Source organism: Streptomyces sp. NPDC091416 (genome assembly GCF_044756845.1).
Classification (GTDB): domain Bacteria; phylum Actinomycetota; class Actinomycetes; order Streptomycetales; family Streptomycetaceae; genus Streptomyces.
The window spans coordinates 147,212-164,382 of the sequence record NZ_JBIVTU010000007.1 but is presented as its reverse complement, the minus strand read 5'-3'; the positions used below and the strand labels follow the sequence as shown (position 1 = coordinate 164,382).

Genomic DNA, 17,171 nt, shown 5'->3' with positions numbered 1-17,171 from the left:
CCGATCGGACATCAACGCCGCGAACGGCGGCCGGGTTGAGCGCCTGAAGTACCGATGCGGGCTCAGTCCGCGGACGATGCCGCGCTCGTGGGCTTCCCGGCGGCGGGAGCGTGCCGCTCGGCTGCCGGTGGGTGCTTCTCGCCCGTCGGGGGAAGCTCCGCCGCGGCCCGTACGTCGATCTCGCGCCAGAATCCCGCCCGGATCGCGTACCGGTCGTGCTCGTCGATCTGGTCGTCCTTGTGGGCGAGCAGTCCGAAGCGGGCGGCGTACCGCAGGAGCTCGCCGTCGATGCGGTGCGGGATGCGGGGGTACATCGTGGACAGCTTCTGCAGGTGGACGGTCTCCGGCAGCCGTTCCATCCAGCGCCGGGCGAAGACCTGGCCCACTTCGAAGGGGTCGCCGCCGACCGTGGTGATGTCCTCCTCCCGGTCCGCCCAGCGCTGCTCGGCGCTGGTGAGCTGGGCGAGCGTGGGCAGCGAGGCGGTCTCGGGCGGTTCGCCGACGGGGCCGCCGCGCTCCACCCAGCCCCGGTCGGAGGACCACCGCAGCGTCGCACTGCCGGCGGGCGGCGGGGCGGGGTGGGAGCGGTCGGCCCGGTCGGCCGGACCGCGCAGGGTGCCGGCGAGGTCCTTCGGCGTGGGGACGCCCCGGCCGCTGTGGCCGTGCGCGGCGTGGCCGGTGTGCTCCTCGGGCGGCGCGGCCGTTCCGCTGTGGGAGGCGGCTTCGGCCTGGGCCTGGGAGGCCCGCTCGGCCGAGGCCGCGAGCGCCGCCTCGGGCAGGGGCGCGGAGAGGATCGCGGCGATCTCGGAATTGCGAGGGGCGGGCGGCGGGGCGCACGGGCCTCCGGTCTCCTTGGCCTGAACCGCCCTGGTGATCCAGGCACGGTCCAGCACGCGCCGCTCGTCGGCCTCGGCGACCAGGTCCTCCGACTGGTTGTAGTCGCCGTCTGCGGCCTGGACGGCCCAGAGGTGGACGGCGACACCGTGCTCCTTGGCGGACATCAGGCCGGGCAGCAGATCGCCGTCACCGGTCACCAGGACGATGTCCGAGCAGGCCCGGTTCCTGGCGAGTTCGGTGAGTTCCGCGTGCATCGCCGCGTCGACGCCCTTCTGCGCCCATCGCCCGTCACTGCGGGTCAGGGCGCCCAGGCGGACCGTCACCCGCGACATGACGCGCAGCCTGCGGTGTTCGGGCTGCGGTACGCGGTCGGGGGCGCCGTCGAACCAGTAGATCCGCAGCAGCGGCTGTTCCGTGTCGGCCTCGGCCCGCTCCCGCAGGCCCTGGATCAGGGCCGCGTGGTCGACGGTGATGCGGGACCGGGCGGGCTCTCCGGCCAGCAGACTCGCGGCTGCGCCCAGCAAGTAGCCGGCGTCCACCAGGACGACGCAACGGTCCACGCGTTCCACCCTCTTCCAGGAATTCGGGAACGGGTCCGGCGGGTCCGGTCTTGGCGCAAGGCACGGATCCGCTTACTCAGGGTTTCCGTCGAGTCTGCCCGACGGCGCGGGGCTTGACGGCCGGAACTGGATCATCGGCGTGGCGGATCCGGAAAACGGCGCATCATACCCCCTCACTACGCACGGTAATGATCCAACATGCGATGTTTATCCGATTATGTGAATCTGACAGCGGTCCTGGCCCCGAGAGTCCTTATAGGAGGAACACCATGGCCAAGAACAAGAACCGCAAGCAGGGCAGCCAGCAGGACCGCGCCTCCGAGTCGGAGCGCGGTGCGCAGGAGGCACGGTCCACGGCTTTCGAGTCGCAGAACCAGCCCCAGGCTCAGTCCCAGGGCAGCCCTGCCGATGTTGCGCGTAAGCATCAGCGGCGCTTCGGCCACAACTGACCGGACTTCTCCGGTACGGCCACAGGCCGGTAGCCGGGAGGGGCGCACCCGCTGTCGCGGGGCGCCCCTCCCGTGCGTGTACGGACGGTTGCTCAGCCGGCCAGACAGGACGGGCCGAGCAGCACCTTCAGGTCCCCGAAGAGCGCCGGGTCGGCCTTCACCCGGTGCCGGTCGAGGCGCAGGACCGTGGTCTTGCGGGGGCCCTGGAGCCTGATCCGTACCTCGGTGTCGCCCCGGTGGCTGTTGAGCACCTCGCCGAGCCGGCTGACCATGGGCGGGGTGATCTTGACGGTGGGGATGGTCAGGACCACGGGGGCGTTGGTGCCCGCGTTCGAGATGTCGGGGACCTGCATCTCCATGGCGACCAGCCGGGGCACGTCCTCGCGCTTGTCGAGCCGTCCCTTGACGAAGACGACGGTGTCCTCGACGAGCTGGGTGGAGACCAGCTGGTAGGTGGCCGGGAAGAACATGCACTCGATCGAACCGGCCAGGTCCTCGACGGTGGCGATGGCCCAGGCATTGCCCTGCTTGGTCATCTTGCGCTGGAGGCCGGAGATGATGCCGCCGATGGTGACGATCGCGCCGTCGCTGTGCTCGCCGCCGGTGAGCTGCGAGATCGCCGCGTCGGACTTGTCGCTCAGGACGTGCTCGATGCCGAAGAGCGGGTGGTCGGAGACGTAGAGCCCGAGCATCTCGCGCTCCTGGGCCAGCAGGTAGGACTTCTCCCACTCGATGTCGGAGAACTCCACGTCGAGCCCGAAGCCCGGCTCGTCGCTGTCCTCCTCACCGCCGCCGAAGAGGTCGAACTGCCCCTCGGCCTCCTTGCGCTTGACCTGCACCACGTTGTCGATCATGGGCTCGTGGTGCGCGACGAGGCCCTTGCGGGTGTGGCCCATCTCGTCGAAGGCGCCGGCCTTGATGAGCGACTCCACGGTCCGCTTGTTGCAGACGACGGCCTCGACCTTGTCGAGGAAGTCGGGGAAGCTGCTGTACTTCCCCTTCGCCTTGCGGCACCGGATGATCGAGTCGACGACGTTCTGGCCGACGTTACGGATGGCCGTCAATCCGAAGAGGATGACGTCGTCACCCTGTGCGGCGAAGTTCGACTCCGACTCGTTGACGTTCGGCGGGAGCACCTTGATGCCCATGCGGCGGCACTCGTTGAGGTAGACCGCCGACTTGTCCTTGTCGTCCTTGACCGAGGTGAGCAGCGCCGCCATGTACTCGGCGGGGTAGTTCGCCTTCAGATAGCCGGTCCAGTAGGTGACCAGGCCGTACGCGGAGGAGTGCGCCTTGTTGAAGGCGTATCCGGCGAACGGGACCAGCACGTCCCACAGCGCCTTGATCGCGGCGTCGGAGAAGCCGTTCTTCTTGGCGCCCGCCTCGAACAGGACGAAGTTCTTCGCCAGCTCGTCGGCCTTCTTCTTGCCCATCACGCGGCGCAGGATGTCGGCCTCGCCGAGCGAGTACCCGGCGACGATCTGGGCGGCCTTCTGTACCTGCTCCTGGTACACGATCAGGCCGTAGGTGAGGCCGAGGACCTCCTTGAGCGGCTCCTCCAGCTCCGGGTGGATCGGAGTGATCTCCTGGCGGCCGTTCTTGCGCTCGGCGTAGTTCGTGTGCGAGTTCATGCCCATCGGGCCCGGCCGGTACAGGGCCGAGACGGCGGAGATGTCCTCGAAGTTGTCGGGCTGCATCTGGCGCAGCAGCGAGCGCATGGGGCCGCCGTCGAACTGGAACACACCGAGCGTGTCACCGCGGCAGAGCAGTTCGTACGTCTTGGGGTCGTCCAGCGGCAGGGCGAGCATCTCCAGGTCGACGCCCTTGTTGGCCTTCACCATCTTGATGGCGTCGTCCATGATCGTCAGGTTGCGCAGGCCCAGGAAGTCCATCTTCAGCAGGCCGAGCGACTCGCACTGCGGGTAGTCCCACTGCGTGATGGTGACGCCGTCGGTGTGCCGCACCCAGACCGGGGCGTGGTCGACGATGGGCTCGCTGGACATGATCACGCCGGCCGCGTGGACGCCCATCTGCCGGACCAGTCCCTCGACGCCCTTCGCGGTGTCGATGACCTTCTGGACGTCCGGCTCGTTCTCGTACATTCCCCGGATCTCGCCCGCCTCGCTGTAGCGCGGGTGCTTCGGGTCGGTGATGCCGCTGAGGTCGATGCCCTTGCCGAGGACGTCGGCGGGCATCGCCTTGGTGAGCCGGTCGCCCATCGCGTACGGGTAGCCGAGGACGCGGGCCGAGTCCTTGATCGCGTTCTTGGCCTTGATCTTGCCGTAGGTGCCGATCATGGCGACCTTGTCGGCGCCGTACTTCTCGGTGACGTAGCGGATCACCTCGACGCGCCTGCGCTCGTCGAAGTCGATGTCGACATCGGGCATGGAGACGCGCTCGGGGTTGAGGAAGCGCTCGAAGATCAGTCCGTGCTCGATCGGGTCGAGGTCGGTGATGCCCATCGCGTACGAGACGATCGAACCGGCCGCGGAGCCTCGGCCGGGGCCGACCGCGATGCCGTTGTTCTTGGCCCACATGATGAAGTCGGCGACGACCAGGAAGTACCCCGGGAACCCCATCTGGATGATGATGTCCATCTCGTACTCGACCTGCTTCTGCCGGTCCTCGGGGACCCCGCCCGGGAAGCGGCGGTTCATCCCGACACGGACCTCCTCCTGGAACCAGGTGATCTCCGTGAAGCCGTCCGGGATCTCGAACTTCGGCATCAGGTCGCGCTTCTCGAACATCCCGGTGGTGTCGATCTGCTGCGCGACCAGCAGGGTGTTGGCGCAGCCCTCCTGCCAGGCGTCCGAGGAGTCGACGGCGTACATCTCGTCCGTCGTCTTGAGGTAGTAGCCGGTGCCGTCGAAGCGGAAGCGGTCCGGGTCGGAGAGGTTCTTGCCGGTCTGGATGCAGAGCAGCGCGTCGTGCGCGGTCGCCTCGCTGGCGTACGTGTAGTGCGAGTCGTTCGTCACGAGCGGCGGGATGTTCAGCTTCTTGCCGATTTCGAGGAGCCCGTCACGGACCCGGCGCTCGATCTCGATGCCGTGGTCCATCAGCTCCAGGAAGTACTTGCCCTCGCCGAAGATGTCCTTGTAGTCGGAGGCCGCCTGGACCGCCTCGTCGAACTGTCCGAGCCGCAGCCGGGTCTGCACCTCGCCCGAGGGGCAGCCGGTGGACGCGATCAGGCCCTCGGACCACTGGGAGATGGTCTCCTTGTCCATGCGCGGCCACTTCTGCAGCCAGCCCTCGGCGTAGGCGTCCGAGGACAGCTTGAAGAGGTTGTGCAGGCCCTTGGCGTTCGACGCCCAGATCGTCTTGTGGGTGTAACCACCCGAACCGGAGACGTCGTCGCGCTTCTGGTGCGGCTGGCCCCACTGGATCTTCCGCTTGTGCTTGCGCGACTCCGGGGCGACGTACGCCTCGATGCCGATGATCGGCGTCACGTTCGCCTTGGCGGCCGAGTGGAAGAAGTCGTACGCCCCGTGCAGGTTGCCGTGGTCCGTCATCGCGATATGGGACATACCCATCTCGTTGCAGGCCTCGAACATGTCCTTGAGCCGCGCGGCACCGTCCAGCAGCGAGTACTGGGTGTGGACGTGAAGGTGCGTGAAAGGCGGCTTGGTCACGGCGCTGTGCCTCCGGGGGAAGTCGAGGGGGGACAGCGTGGAAGTCTACGTCTCCCGGGTCACGAGTGACGGGCACTCCGCGATACGGTCGCGCGTTGGAAGGGCGAGGAACCCCGTCCGTTTTGTCATGTACGTCGTCGTGCAGGCCAGGTACCAGGAGGCACCCAGAGATGTCGGAAACGCAGACCGGCGCAGCGCAGCGCGGGGAGCAGATCCTCGAGGTCTTCGACACCGCTTTCGGTGAGCTGCTGGCCGCCGATCCGGCCGCCTTCCGGGTGAAGTTCCGCAAGATGGCGGGCTCCGCGTTCGCCTTCTACCGGGGCACGGCGTGTCTCTTCTACAACGACCTGGAGCGGGAGCGGCACGGCGGCCCGTATCTCGACGAGCGCACCGGCCGGGTGTGGATCCACGGCGATCTGCACGCGGAGAACTTCGGCACGTACATGGACGCCAACGGACGTCTGGTCTTCAACGTCAACGACTTCGACGAAGCGTATGTGGGCCCCTTCACCTGGGACCTCAAGCGCTTCGCCGCCTCCGTCGCCCTGATCGGTTACGCGAAGGCCCTGGGCGACGACCAGATCACCGAGCTCGTCCGGGTCTACGCGGCGGCCTACCGTGAGCGGATCCACGCGCTGGCGACGGGCGCGAAGAACGACGAGGTGCCGCCGTTCACGCTGGACACCGCCGAGGGCCCGCTGCTGGGTGCCCTGCGCGTCGCCCGCTCGCTGACCCGGTTCTCGCTGCTGGACTCGATGACCGAGATCCGTGACTTCGAGCGCAGGTTCGCGGAGGGCGGCGGCTCGATCGACCTCGACGCGGCGACGCGCTACAAGGTCCTCGCGGCGTTCGACGGCTATCTGGAGACGCTGCCGGAGTCGAGCCTGACCCGCCCGGACTCCTACCGCGTCAAGGACGTCGTCGGCCGGCGCGGGATCGGTATCGGATCGGCCGGGCTGCCCTCGTACAACATCCTTCTGGAGGGCAACAGCGACGCCCTGGAGAACGATGTCGTGATCTATCTCAAGCAGGCCCAGACGCCCGCCGTCTCCCGGCACATCACGGACACGGCGGTGCGGGGCTACTTCCAGCACGAGGGACACCGCACGGTGATCTCGCAGCGCGCGCTCCAGGCGCACGCCGACCCGTGGCTGGGCTGGACCGAGCTGGACGGGGCCGGACAGCTGGTCGCCGAGGTGTCGCCGTACGCGGTCGACCTGGACTGGTCCGACATCGACGAGCCCGAGGAGATCGCGGCGGTCGTCGCCGACCTCGGCCGGGCGACGGCGACCATGCACTCCGCTGCGGACGACGAGAGCGGCCACTCGCTGGTGCCGTTCTCCACCGAGCGCGCGATCGACGCGGCGATCGCGGCGGACGAGGAGGGCTTCGGGGACCTGCTGGTGGACTTCGCCCACAGTTACGGGGCCCGGGCGCGCGCGGACCACCAGATCTTCGTGGACCTCTTCCGCAACGGCCGCATCCCGGGGCTGTAAGCCTTCCCACAGCAGAGCGGTCCTTTAGGGCTGGCTTACAGGTTCGCATGCGACACTCCCTGACGATGGATATCTCCGGGACGCAGCTCAGAGTCGTACGCGCGGCGCTTTTCACAGCGCTCGTCGTGACGCTCTCCGCTGCCTCCCATGTGCTGCTCTCCCGGGTTCCGCTGCCGCTGACCCTCGTCGCCGTGCTGGCCGGCGCCGTCTTCGTGACGGCCTACGCGCTGGCCGGCCGGGAGCGTGGTTTCGGAGCCATCGCCGGACTGCTGGTGCCGCTGGAGCTGGCCGCCGACACCGTCTTCACCACCGGTCAGCACCTCTGCTACGGCGCGGCGGGCGGCCCCATCGCGGGGCCGCTGCGGTCGGTCGGCGTCGACGTGCTGTGCGGTGGGGGCGATGTCGGGACCGGCGCGACCGGGCTCGCCGGCGTCGGCGAGGTCGGCACCCCGCTGGCATCCGTGACGGCGGGCGGTCACGGCGCTGCCGCGCTGCTGGCCTCGCCCGGACCGATGGTGCCGTGGCTGCTGCTGGCCGCGCACGTGAGCGTCGGGCTGCTCGCCGCCGCCTGGCTGCACCGCGGTGAGCTCGCGCTCGCCGGGCTGCTGGGCGCGTTCGCGCTGCTGGCGTTCCGGCCGCTGCTGATCGCGGTGGCCGTGGCGGGGTCGGTCCGCCGCTCCGCACGCGCCGGGCTCCCTGCCGCCGGGCCCGGCCCGCATCTGCTCGCCCACGCCCGTCTTCTGGTGCACTCCGTGGGACGGAGGGGACCGCCGCGCTCGGCCTGCGCCACCGCCTGAGCACGCAAGTCCCTGACGACGTACGACCACGCACCCCACGGAGAACCGACCATGAGCAAGCGCAACAGCCAGGCCAACAAGTCCGCCGCCCGCGAGCGGCTGCGCGAGGAGCGCGAGCGCCAGGCCAAGAAGGACAGGACCCGCCGCCAGGTCGTGGTCGGCGTCTCCGTCGTCGCCGCCCTCGCGATCATCGGCGGCGGCGCCTACGGCGTCATGCAGCTGAACAAGCCCGGCCACTGGGACGAGGCCGGTGACGCCAAGAGCGTCACCGCGCCGAAGAACACCTCGGGCGAGAACGGCACGACCGTGGTGGTCGGCAAGTCGACCGCCAAGAAGACCCTGGAGCTCTACGAGGACTCCCGCTGCCCGATCTGCGCCACGTTCGAGCAGACGGTCGGTGAGACCGTCCACAAGGACGTCGACGCCGGCAAGTACAAGGTCAAGTACGTCGGCGCCACGTTCATCGACAACAGCGACAACGGCGAGGGCTCGAAGAACGCGCTGAGCGCCCTGGGCGCCGCGCTGAACGTGAGCCCCGAGGCGTTCCTCGACTACAAGTACGCCCTCTACTCGGCGAAGTACCACCCGGAGGAGTCGGACGACAAGTTCAAGGACGACTCGTACCTGATCAAGGTCGCCGACACGGTCGACGCGCTGAAGGGCAACGACGCCTTCCAGAAGAACGTCAAGGACGGCACGTACGACGCCTGGGCGATGAAGATGTCCGCCGCCTTCGACAAGAGCGGTGTCCAGGGCACGCCCACGCTGAAGATGGACGGCAAGGCGCTGACCGGCTCGGACAACAAGAACGCACCGATGACGGTGGCGGACTTCAACACCGCGATCACCGCCGCGCTGAAGGGCTGATCCGCCGCGCACCCGGGCGTACGGGCAGGTGAACCCCGCGGGGTTCACCTGCCCGTACGCGTATGCGGAGCACACCGACCGCCCGGATCCGGCCACCGCCGGCCGTGTTGACGGCGGATGACAGCGCCGTGTCGGACGGAGTTCCAGGCGGATCCAATGCGGACACACCGGCCACCGCGACGACCCGGTAGATGACGCCCGTCTCCCAAACTCCGGAACGGGCGGAAGTTTTTCTTCCCGTTGTACCGATTCGCACCCTGATTGATTGGGCCGGATCGATTCTCCCGCACATATGACATGCCCACGTAATCTCCCGGGCGGCGGGTGAGGAAATCCCTCCCCCACACATCCGCTAGGAGACCCTGTGCGCACTCTTGCCCGTATATCCCCGCGTATGCGCCACCGTGCGATCGGCACCGCCGTCCTGGCCGGAACCCTGGCCCTGGCACCCCTCACCGTCTCCTCCGGCGCCACCGCCGCCTCCGGCAGGACCACCGCGGCCACGTCGGCCGAGGCCTGCGCCGGCACTCCGGCCACCGCCACCGCCCGCCAGTCCCGCCCGTCGGGCCCGCAGCACGCCGCCGACCCCAACGAGCTCACCGCCTCCCAGGCCGCGGCCATCGACAAGCAGCTGAAGGAGAGAGTCGCCGAGCGCCGGGTCACCGGCTCCGCGCTCGCCGCCGGCGCGACCGTCCCGGTCTACTTCCACGTCATCCACTCCGGCACCACGGGCAAGCTCACCGCGGCCCAGATCAGCAGCCAGATGAGCGTGCTGAACGCCGCGTACAGCGGCCAGGGCACCGGCAACGCGCCCACCGGCTTCCAGTTCTCCCTGGCCGGGACCGACTACACGGACAACGCCTCCTGGTACAACCTCACCGACGGCACGTCCGCCGAGAGGTCCATGAAGACGGCGCTGCGCAAGGGCGGCAAGAACGCGCTCAACGTCTACACCGCCAACCTCGGCGGCGGGCTGCTCGGCTGGGCGACGTTCCCGAGCTCCTACAGCTCCAGCCCGTCCATGGACGGCGTGGTGATCCTGAACTCCTCGCTGCCGGGCGGCTCCGCCACCAACTACAACCAGGGCGACACCGCGACGCACGAGGTCGGCCACTGGATGGGGCTCTACCACACGTTCCAGGGCGGCTGCAGCGGCAACGGCGACTACGTCTCCGACACCCCCGCGGAGAAGAGCGCCGCGTTCGAGTGCCCGACCGGGCGCGACACCTGCACCAACAAGACCGGCGTCGACCCGATCCACAACTTCATGGACTACACGTACGACTCCTGCATGTACCAGTTCACCGCGGGCCAGGTGCAGCGGATGAGCGACAGCTGGACCGCGTACCGCGGCTGATCCGCCCCCGTACCGCCCGAGGGGCCCCCGTGCGCGCCGTTCCGCGTGCGGGGGCCTCTCGGGTGCTCACAGGGTGGCGAGGAAGCCGATCGCGACCTTCCACGCCAGCTCGGCCGACGCCTGGTCGAAGTCCGGCAGCTCGGCGTCGGTGAACAGGTGTCCCGCACCGGGATACCGGTAGACCTCGACATCGGCGCCGGTCCGCTGCATCTGCAGGTACCAGGAGTTCAGCCAGTCGTGCGTCTCGAACGGGTCCGGGTCGGCGACGTGCAGCTGGACGGGCAGTTCGTCCACCGAGGCGTTCTCGGCGATGTCCGACGTGCCGTGGAACAGCAGCAGCCCGCGCGCCTTCGCGTCCCCGAGCGCCAGCGTCTGGGCGACGGAGGCGCCGAGCGAGAAGCCCACGTAGACCAGCCCGCGGTCCGAGTAGGGCGCGGCGGCGAGCACGGCCCGCTTCAGCAGCTCCTCCTTGCCCGTCTCCTCCTTGAAGGCGAGCCCCTCCTCGACGGATTCGAAGGTGTGTCCTCCGAAGAGATCGGGCACGTGCACCTCATGCCCGGCGGCGCGCAACCGGTCGGCGGCCGCGTGCACCGCGGGGCGCAGACCGTACGTCGAGTGGAAAAGCATGATGTTCATGAGGCCCATGGTGCCATTCAGGGGCGTCCGGGCTCATCAGGAAGGTCCGGGCTGAGTCGAGAGCATGGAGAGCATGGAGAGCGACAGCATGGAGAACGTACTGCGCCCGGTGATCGTCCTCGGCGGTACCGCCGTGATCACGCTGGTGGCGGGCTGGCTGCTCGACCTGCTGCTCAGGCGTGCCGACGGCCGCCACCACGAGACACCGCTGTGGGGTCTGCTGCGGCGATGCCGGTTCCCCTTCCAGCTGACGCTGGGCACGGCGCTGCTGCGTGCCACGTACCCCCACACCCGGCTCGACGTGGTCCGGGACCACCGGACCGGCATCGGCCAGGTGCTGACGCTGGTGCTGATCGGGGCGTCGGCCTGGCTGGTGGTACGGATCGCCGTGGCAGTCGTGGACTCGGTGTACGCGCGCTATGCGGCGAACACCCGCGACCCGGCGCGGGTGCGCCGGGTACGGACACAGGTGACGCTGATCCAGCGGGTGGTCATCGCGATCGTGACGACCGTCGCCGTAGCGGCGATGCTCCTGACGTTCCCCGCCATGCAGACCGTCGGCACGTCGATGCTGGCCTCGGCCGGCGTCCTCGGCATCGTCGCGGGCGTCGCCGCCCAGTCCACGCTCGGCAACCTCTTCGCGGGCCTGCAGATCGCCTTCGGCGACATGGTGCGGATCGGCGACACGGTGGTGGTGGACGGCGAGTGGGGCACGATCGAGGAGATCACGCTGACCTTCCTCGCGGTCCGGACCTGGGACGAGCGGCGGATCACGATGCCGGTCTCGTACTTCACCAGCAAGCCCTTCGAGAACTGGTCGCGCGGCGGGATCCAGATGACCGGCTCGGTCTTCTTCCATCTCGACCACGCGGCGCCGGTCGCCGCCATGCGCGATCAGCTGCGGGACATCCTGGGCGAGTGCGCCGCGTGGGACGGCCGGGACTGGTCGCTGGCGGTCACCGACACCACGCCCTCCACGATCCTGGTGCGCGCGGTGGTCACGGCGAAGGACGCGGACGACATCTGGACGGTGCGCTGTGTGGTCCGGGAGCAGCTGATCGGCTGGCTGCGCGACCACCATCCGTACGCGCTGCCGAGGATCTCCACGGCCCCCGCGACGCTGCCGCGGGGCGACGCGTGGCCGTCCGCCGACGGGGAGACGGACGAGAAGCCGGCGGGCTGGGGCAGGGCGCCGCGCACCGGACGCGGCTGACCTCCCGCCGGCCGGTCAGCGCAGGCTGCGTACGTCCAGCTGCCGCAGCACCCGGTCGACCACCTCGGGATCCGCGCCGGCCTCGCTGCGCGCGGAGAGCACCGCGTGGCGGGCGGCCGACATCATCTCGCGCTGAATCCGGCCGACCGCCTTGAACCGCTCGGCGCGCTGGGCGTACGCCTCGCGCCGCTCGTCGTCGACCATGTCGGGGCTGATCCGCGCACCGACGTCGTAGGCCAGCCGCTGGAGGCGTTCGGAAAGGTCCTCGGGGAACTCCTCGACCTCCTCGATCTCCTTGAGCCGCTGCTTGGCCGCCTTGGCGGCACGGATCGCGAGGTCCCGCTCCAGCGCGGCCTCGGCGGCCGTGTCCGCCCGCACCCCCAGCCTGCGTACCAGCCAGGGAAGCGTGAGGCCCTGGAAGACGAGGGTGGCCATGATCACGGCGAAGGCGATGAAGACGATCTCGTCGCGGCCCGGGAACGGCTTCCCGTCGTCCGTCTTCAGCGGGATGGCCAGCGCCAGGGCGACCGAGGCCACGCCGCGCATCCCGGCCCACCACATGATCACGGTCTCCCGCCAGCCGGTGGGGATGTCCTCGCTGACGTCGCGGCGGGTGTGCAGCCGCTTGGCCAGCCAGGTCGCGGGGAGCAGATAGAGCAGCCGTACGCCGACGACGACGGCGACGACCGCCAGCGCCCAGCCGGTCATCTCCAGCCGGCGCCCGTCGGCGGTGCCGAAGACGTTGTGCAGTTCGAGGCCGATCAGCCCGAAGGCGACACCGGTGACGAGCGTGTCGACGATCTCCCAGAAGGTACGGCCGGTGAGGCGGCCGAGGACGTCGTCGGCGTCGGCGGTGTGCTCGGCGAGGAAGAGCGCGGTGGTCAGGACCGCGAGCACGCCGGAGCCCATCAGCTCCTCGGCGAGCACGTAGCTGACGAACGGCACCAGCAGCGTGAGCCCGACCTGGAGGGTGGCATCGCCGAGCAGGCCCATGAGTTTGATGGTGAGCCAGCCGAGGGCGACGCCCACCGCCACGGCGACCACGGCGGACAGGACCAGCAGTCCGAACGCCTCCGGCAGCGAGAAGGTACCGCTGACCGCCGCGGCGATCGCCACGTGGTAGAGCACGATCGCGGTCACGTCGTTGAACAGCCCCTCGCCCTCCAGGATCGAGATGAGCCTGCGGGGCAGTCCGACCGATCCGGCGACAGCGGTGGCCGCGACCGGGTCGGGCGGGGCGACGAGCGCACCGAGCGCGACGGCCGCGGCGAGGGGCAGTCCGGGGATGACCGCGTTGGCGACGGCGGCGACGGCCGCCGTCGTGAGGAAGACCAGGGCGACGGCCAGCAGGAAGATCGGCCGTTTGTTGGCGGCGAACTGCCGCCAGGAGGTGCGCTGTACGGAGGCGTAGAGCAGCGGCGGCAGCAACGCGGGAAGAATGATCTCCGGCGGGATGTCCACGTTCGGTACGAAGCTGAGGAAGGCCATCACGACGCCCATGAGGGTCATCAGCACCGGGGCCGGAAGCCGGAGCCGGTCGCCCAGTGGCACGGTGACCACGGCTCCGAGCAACAGCAGGAGCAGCAGGGTCAATTGATCCACGAGGTGCCTTCCGGAGCGCGCCGAACCGGCCGCGTCCACCGGCCGGTCTCGGGTGCAAGCCTGCCACGCAGACTCCGCAATCCGGACAACACCCCCTGAGCCGCCCCGGTCCGGGCGGGAGACCCTAGGCGCCCACGGTGCGGCGCATCGCCCGGTGCGGGATGCCCGCGTCCGGGAATTCGGGGCCGTAGGCCTCGTATCCGAGCCGCTCGTAGAAGCCGAGCGCATGTGTCTGGGCGTGCAGGTCGACGGCGGACAGGCCGAGTTCGCGGGCGGCGTCCTCGATGGCCCGTACCAGCGCCGCGCCGACGCCGAGGCCGCGCGCCTGCTTGGTCACGGCGAGCCGGCCGAGCGAGCCGACGTCCGGATCGCCGCCGGTCTTCGCCGCCACGGCCGGGCCGTGGAGCAGCCGGCCGGTGCCGAGCGCCGTGCCGTCCGCGGCGACGGCGACGACGTGCACCGCGTCCGCGTCGTAGGCGTCGTACTCGATCTCCTCGGGCACGTTCTGCTCGCCGACGAAGACGTCCCGGCGGATCCGGAAGCAGGCGGCACGGTCCTGCTCACCGGTGACGGTGCGGGTGGTGTAGGAGGTCATTCGCTCTCTGCCGCGATCCTGTCGAGGGCCTGCTTGAGGTCGTCGGGGTAGGTGCTGGAGAACTCCACCCAGCTGCCGTCCGAGGGGTGCTCGAAGCCGAGCCGGACCGCGTGCAGCCACTGCCGGGTCAGGCCGAGGCGCTTGGCCATGGTCGGGTCGGCGCCGTAGGTCAGGTCGCCGACGCAGGGGTGGCGGTGGGCGGACATGTGGACCCGGATCTGGTGGGTGCGGCCCGTCTCCAGCTTGATGTCCAGGAGGCTGGCGGCGCGGTACGCCTCGATCAGGTCGTAGTGCGTGACGGAGGGCTTGCCCTCGGCGACGACGGCCCACTTGTAGTCGTGGGTGGGGTGGCGCCCGATGGGGGCGTCGATGGTGCCGCTCATCGGGTCCGGGTGGCCCTGGACCAGCGCGTGGTACTTCTTCTCGACGACCCGGTCGCGGAACTGGGCCTTCAGCAGGGTGTAGGCGCGCTCGGACTTGGCGACGACCATCAGGCCGGAGGTGCCGACGTCGAGCCGGTGCACGATGCCCTGGCGCTCGGCGGCGCCCGAGGTCGAGATCCGGTAGCCGGCCGCGGCGAGACCGCCGATGACCGTGGTGCCGGTCCAGCCGGGGCTCGGGTGCGCGGCGACGCCGACCGGCTTCATGATCACGACGATGTCGTCGTCGTCGTGGACGATCTCCATGCCCTCGACGGGCTCGGCCACGATCTGTACCGGAGCGGGAGCCTGCGGCATCTCCACTTCCAGCCAGGCGCCGCCCCGCACCCGTTCGGACTTCCCGACCACCGAACCGTCCACCTGCACCTTCCCGGCGGCGGCCAGCTCTGCGGCCTTGGTGCGGGAGAAGCCGAACATCCGGGAGATGGCGGCGTCGACACGCTCGCCTTCCAGGCCATCGGGTACGGGCAGGGTTCGGATCTCGGGTTGCGTACTCACCTGTCGAGTATGCCTTGCATGGCCTAGTCCTTGTGCACGGTGCCGTCGGGGTCCAGGCCCTTGAAGGAAAGCAGCACGATCAGGATGCCTCCGCAGACGATCGCGGAGTCCGCCAGGTTGAAGACGGCGAAGTGGGCGGGGGCGATGAAGTCCACCACCGCGCCCTCGAAGACGCCGGGCGAGCGGAAGATGCGGTCGGTGAGGTTGCCGAGGGCGCCGCCGAGCAGCAGTCCGAGCGCGATCGCCCACGGCAGGCTGTAGAGCTTGCGCGCGATGCGGGCGATCACCAGGATGACGGTCGCCGCGATGATGGTGAAGATGATCGTGAAGGCCTCGCCGAGGCCGAACGCGGCGCCCGCGTTCCGGATCGCGTCGAACCTGAGCCAGTCGCCGAAGATCTCGATCGGCTCCTGGTGCTCCAGCTTCGCCACCACGAGCATCTTGCTGCCCAGGTCGAGCAGGTAGGCGAGGACGGCGACGGAGAAGAGCAGGATGATCCGGCGCCTGCGTGTGGCCGGCGACCGGTCGACCGCCGCTCCCCCGTCCTCGGTGTCCACGGCGTCCTGTCCGGCCGGCTCGGCGGCCTCCGGGGACACGTTCCCGCCCGCCTGCTCCGGCTCGGCTCCTTCGTGTCCCTCAGCCTCAGGGATGTCCGGCGTACCGATGATGCGCTCCGCCTCTGCCACGTGAGTCCCTCAACCTAGTGCCGCGGCGGGCAACGATTGCCCGCAAAGGAGCGGCGTCCGGTGCGTGCTCTCGGCGTTCGTGCCGGAAGTCCTCGTACGGGACGTACTCGGGCTGTCGGCCGGTGCGGCGAGAGTGCGTGCCGGGCGTCGCGACGGGACAAACGCTGTCCGCCTCGGCACTGGTTCCCGGCTGAGGACGAGGGTACGACACGCGGGTGGCGATCAGCCGCGTCGCTCCTGCTTCTGTTTGTCCTCGACGCAGAGGGTGGCCCGGGGGAAGGCCTGCATGCGTGCCTTGCCGATCGGGTTGCCGCAGATCTCACAGAGTCCGTACGTGCCCGCGTCGAGCCGGGCCAGTGCCCGCTCGGTCTGTTCCAGCATCTCCTGGGCGTTGGCGGCCAGCGACATCTCGTGCTCGCGGGTGATGTTCTTGGTGCCGGTGTCCGCCTCGTCGTCCCCCGCCCCGTCGCCCGAGTCCCGCATCAGCCCGGCCAGCGCCAGGCCCGACGCCTCCAGCTCGTTGCGCAGCCGGGTGATCTCGCCCGTCAGCTCGGTGCGCGCGGCCGTGACCTCCTCCGGCGTCCAGGGGTCCTCTCCCGGCCGTACGGCCAGTTCTCCCGGGGCCGTCGCCGCGGCACGTGCCGGGGGCACGGGTGCGGTGCTCGACCCGGCCGGCCGGGTCCTGGCCGCGCTCTTCTTGGCTACCACCGTGTGGGCTCCCGTCTGCTCGGCGGCCTCGGCCGCCCCCGTGGCCGCGTCGGCGGCCTTCTTCGAAGCCTTCTCGGCCGTGGTCTTCGCGGCCGCGCTCTTCTTCGCCGCGGTCTTCTTCGCTGCGGTCTTCTTGGCTGCGGCCTTCTTCGCCGTCGCCTTCTTGACAGCCTTCTTCGCGGCCTTCTTCGTGGTCGTGGCGGCCGCGGCGGTCTGCGCGGCCGTGTGGTCCGGCCCGGGCGGCGCGCTCTCGCTCTCCCGGCCGGTCTCTCCCGTCGTCTCCCCGGCAGCCGCGCCCGTGGATCTCGCCGACGCCGTCTTGTCTGCGGCAGTCTTCTTCGCCACCATGGCCGCGGCCCCTTCACGCCTTGTGATCTTGCACGCGAGTCGTGCTGGGACGATAAGTCGACCCCAGCCCCGCGGCAACGGGGCACGCCGCCGCATCGCCCCTCCCCGTATCCGGATCACCGCTCGCCTGAAACCGTTGTGCCCAGCTCCCCGCCCGGTAATCCGCCTTCCGCCCGCCCGCCGGGCACCACCGCGACCCGATGCGCCCCGTCTGGCCATTCGGGTCACGCGGAGGGCTCCGGAAATCCGGTCGGCCGCGACGCCCGGGGGCCCGTACACTGGCCTCAGCGAGAGGCATGGATGGGACGAGTAGCGTCGTACGCAGCCCAGAGCGACCCGGGGACGGTGGAAGCCCGGGGGCGAGCGCGCCGTGAAGATCACCCCGGAGCCGCCGGAAGAAAGCTCGGGACAGTGGGCTCCGCCCACGGGCCCAGGGCCAGTAGAACCGGCCTC

General features: G+C 69.9%; 14 protein-coding genes. 6 read left to right on the top strand and 8 right to left on the bottom strand.

The window, feature by feature from the left end; all coding sequences use genetic code 11:
- Positions 1–62 precede the first annotated feature (62 nt).
- Positions 63–1,406: an NYN domain-containing protein gene (locus tag ACIQMX_RS21880; protein ID WP_402480355.1), complete on the bottom strand. Its 1,344-nt coding sequence runs from the start codon at positions 1,404–1,406 to the stop codon at positions 63–65.
- Positions 1,407–1,666: 260 nt separating this feature from the next.
- Here ACIQMX_RS21880 and ACIQMX_RS21875 point away from each other — a divergent pair, with 260 nt between their 5' ends.
- On the top strand, positions 1,667–1,846 hold the full coding sequence (locus ACIQMX_RS21875) for a hypothetical protein (RefSeq protein ID WP_148017758.1): 180 nt from the start codon (positions 1,667–1,669) through the stop codon (positions 1,844–1,846).
- 92 nt (positions 1,847–1,938) lie between these two features.
- Here the strand turns inward: ACIQMX_RS21875 and dnaE are convergent, their stop codons facing one another.
- Positions 1,939–5,475 (bottom strand): DNA polymerase III subunit alpha, encoded by a 3,537-nt coding sequence (dnaE, locus tag ACIQMX_RS21870; protein WP_363070460.1) that lies wholly within the window; start codon positions 5,473–5,475, stop codon positions 1,939–1,941.
- Positions 5,476–5,645: 170 nt separating this feature from the next.
- On the opposite strand from dnaE, the gene ACIQMX_RS21865 reads away from it, so the two are divergent.
- From ACIQMX_RS21865 to ACIQMX_RS21850, 4 genes are all read left to right on the top strand, one after another.
- Positions 5,646–6,971 (top strand): DUF2252 domain-containing protein, encoded by a 1,326-nt coding sequence (locus ACIQMX_RS21865; RefSeq protein WP_363070458.1) that lies wholly within the window; start codon positions 5,646–5,648, stop codon positions 6,969–6,971.
- A 65-nt stretch (positions 6,972–7,036) separates the two neighbouring features.
- The gene (locus ACIQMX_RS21860) at positions 7,037–7,768 is read left to right on the top strand and encodes a hypothetical protein (RefSeq protein ID WP_402480352.1); all 732 of its coding nucleotides are present in this window, start codon (positions 7,037–7,039) and stop codon (positions 7,766–7,768) included.
- A gap of 51 nt (positions 7,769–7,819) precedes the next feature.
- Positions 7,820–8,635, top strand: coding sequence for a DsbA family protein (locus ACIQMX_RS21855; protein ID WP_402480350.1), 816 nt, complete (start codon positions 7,820–7,822; stop codon positions 8,633–8,635).
- A gap of 394 nt (positions 8,636–9,029) precedes the next feature.
- Positions 9,030–9,992: a zinc metalloprotease gene (locus tag ACIQMX_RS21850; protein ID WP_363070452.1), complete on the top strand. Its 963-nt coding sequence runs from the start codon at positions 9,030–9,032 to the stop codon at positions 9,990–9,992.
- Positions 9,993–10,058: 66 nt separating this feature from the next.
- On the opposite strand, the gene ACIQMX_RS21845 is transcribed toward ACIQMX_RS21850, so the two are convergent.
- On the bottom strand, positions 10,059–10,637 hold the full coding sequence (locus ACIQMX_RS21845) for a dienelactone hydrolase family protein (protein ID WP_219569922.1): 579 nt from the start codon (positions 10,635–10,637) through the stop codon (positions 10,059–10,061).
- 79 nt (positions 10,638–10,716) lie between these two features.
- On the opposite strand from ACIQMX_RS21845, the gene ACIQMX_RS21840 reads away from it, so the two are divergent.
- Positions 10,717–11,841, top strand: a complete 1,125-nt coding sequence (locus tag ACIQMX_RS21840; RefSeq protein ID WP_363070592.1) for a mechanosensitive ion channel domain-containing protein — start codon at positions 10,717–10,719, stop codon at positions 11,839–11,841.
- A 15-nt stretch (positions 11,842–11,856) separates the two neighbouring features.
- Here the strand turns inward: ACIQMX_RS21840 and ACIQMX_RS21835 are convergent, their stop codons facing one another.
- The 5 genes from ACIQMX_RS21835 to ACIQMX_RS21815 all read right to left on the bottom strand — a co-directional run bounded on the left by ACIQMX_RS21835 (position 11,857) and on the right by ACIQMX_RS21815 (position 16,718).
- The gene (locus ACIQMX_RS21835; protein ID WP_402480348.1) at positions 11,857–13,443 is read right to left on the bottom strand and encodes a Na+/H+ antiporter; all 1,587 of its coding nucleotides are present in this window, start codon (positions 13,441–13,443) and stop codon (positions 11,857–11,859) included.
- A 124-nt stretch (positions 13,444–13,567) separates the two neighbouring features.
- Complete coding sequence (locus ACIQMX_RS21830) at positions 13,568–14,038, bottom strand: GNAT family N-acetyltransferase (RefSeq protein ID WP_363070448.1); 471 nt, start codon at positions 14,036–14,038, stop codon at positions 13,568–13,570.
- Positions 14,035–14,976: an RluA family pseudouridine synthase gene (locus ACIQMX_RS21825; protein ID WP_363070446.1), complete on the bottom strand. Its 942-nt coding sequence runs from the start codon at positions 14,974–14,976 to the stop codon at positions 14,035–14,037. The genes ACIQMX_RS21830 and ACIQMX_RS21825 overlap by 4 nt, the downstream gene beginning before the upstream one ends.
- 23 nt (positions 14,977–14,999) lie before the next feature.
- Entirely contained in the window at positions 15,000–15,662 is a 663-nt protein-coding gene (gene lspA / locus ACIQMX_RS21820) for a signal peptidase II (RefSeq protein ID WP_363070444.1), read from the bottom strand.
- Positions 15,663–15,884: 222 nt separating this feature from the next.
- Complete coding sequence (locus ACIQMX_RS21815; RefSeq protein ID WP_402480343.1) at positions 15,885–16,718, bottom strand: TraR/DksA family transcriptional regulator; 834 nt, start codon at positions 16,716–16,718, stop codon at positions 15,885–15,887.
- Positions 16,719–17,171 lie beyond the last annotated feature (453 nt).

Bases quoted from the DNA above. Each gene is read 5' to 3' on its own strand.
- ACIQMX_RS21875 (WP_148017758.1), top strand. From the start codon at position 1,667: ATGGCCAAGAACAAGAACCGCAAGCAGGGCAGCCAGCAGGACCGCGCC.
- ACIQMX_RS21865 (WP_363070458.1), top strand. From the start codon at position 5,646: ATGTCGGAAACGCAGACCGGCGCAGCGCAGCGCGGGGAGCAGATCCTC.
- ACIQMX_RS21860 (WP_402480352.1), top strand. From the start codon at position 7,037: ATGGATATCTCCGGGACGCAGCTCAGAGTCGTACGCGCGGCGCTTTTC.
- ACIQMX_RS21855 (WP_402480350.1), top strand. From the start codon at position 7,820: ATGAGCAAGCGCAACAGCCAGGCCAACAAGTCCGCCGCCCGCGAGCGG.
- ACIQMX_RS21850 (WP_363070452.1), top strand. From the start codon at position 9,030: ATGCGCCACCGTGCGATCGGCACCGCCGTCCTGGCCGGAACCCTGGCC.
- ACIQMX_RS21845 (WP_219569922.1), bottom strand. From the start codon at position 10,637: ATGGGCCTCATGAACATCATGCTTTTCCACTCGACGTACGGTCTGCGC.
- ACIQMX_RS21840 (WP_363070592.1), top strand. From the start codon at position 10,717: ATGGAGAACGTACTGCGCCCGGTGATCGTCCTCGGCGGTACCGCCGTG.
- ACIQMX_RS21830 (WP_363070448.1), bottom strand. From the start codon at position 14,038: ATGACCTCCTACACCACCCGCACCGTCACCGGTGAGCAGGACCGTGCC.
- ACIQMX_RS21815 (WP_402480343.1), bottom strand. From the start codon at position 16,718: ATGGTGGCGAAGAAGACTGCCGCAGACAAGACGGCGTCGGCGAGATCC.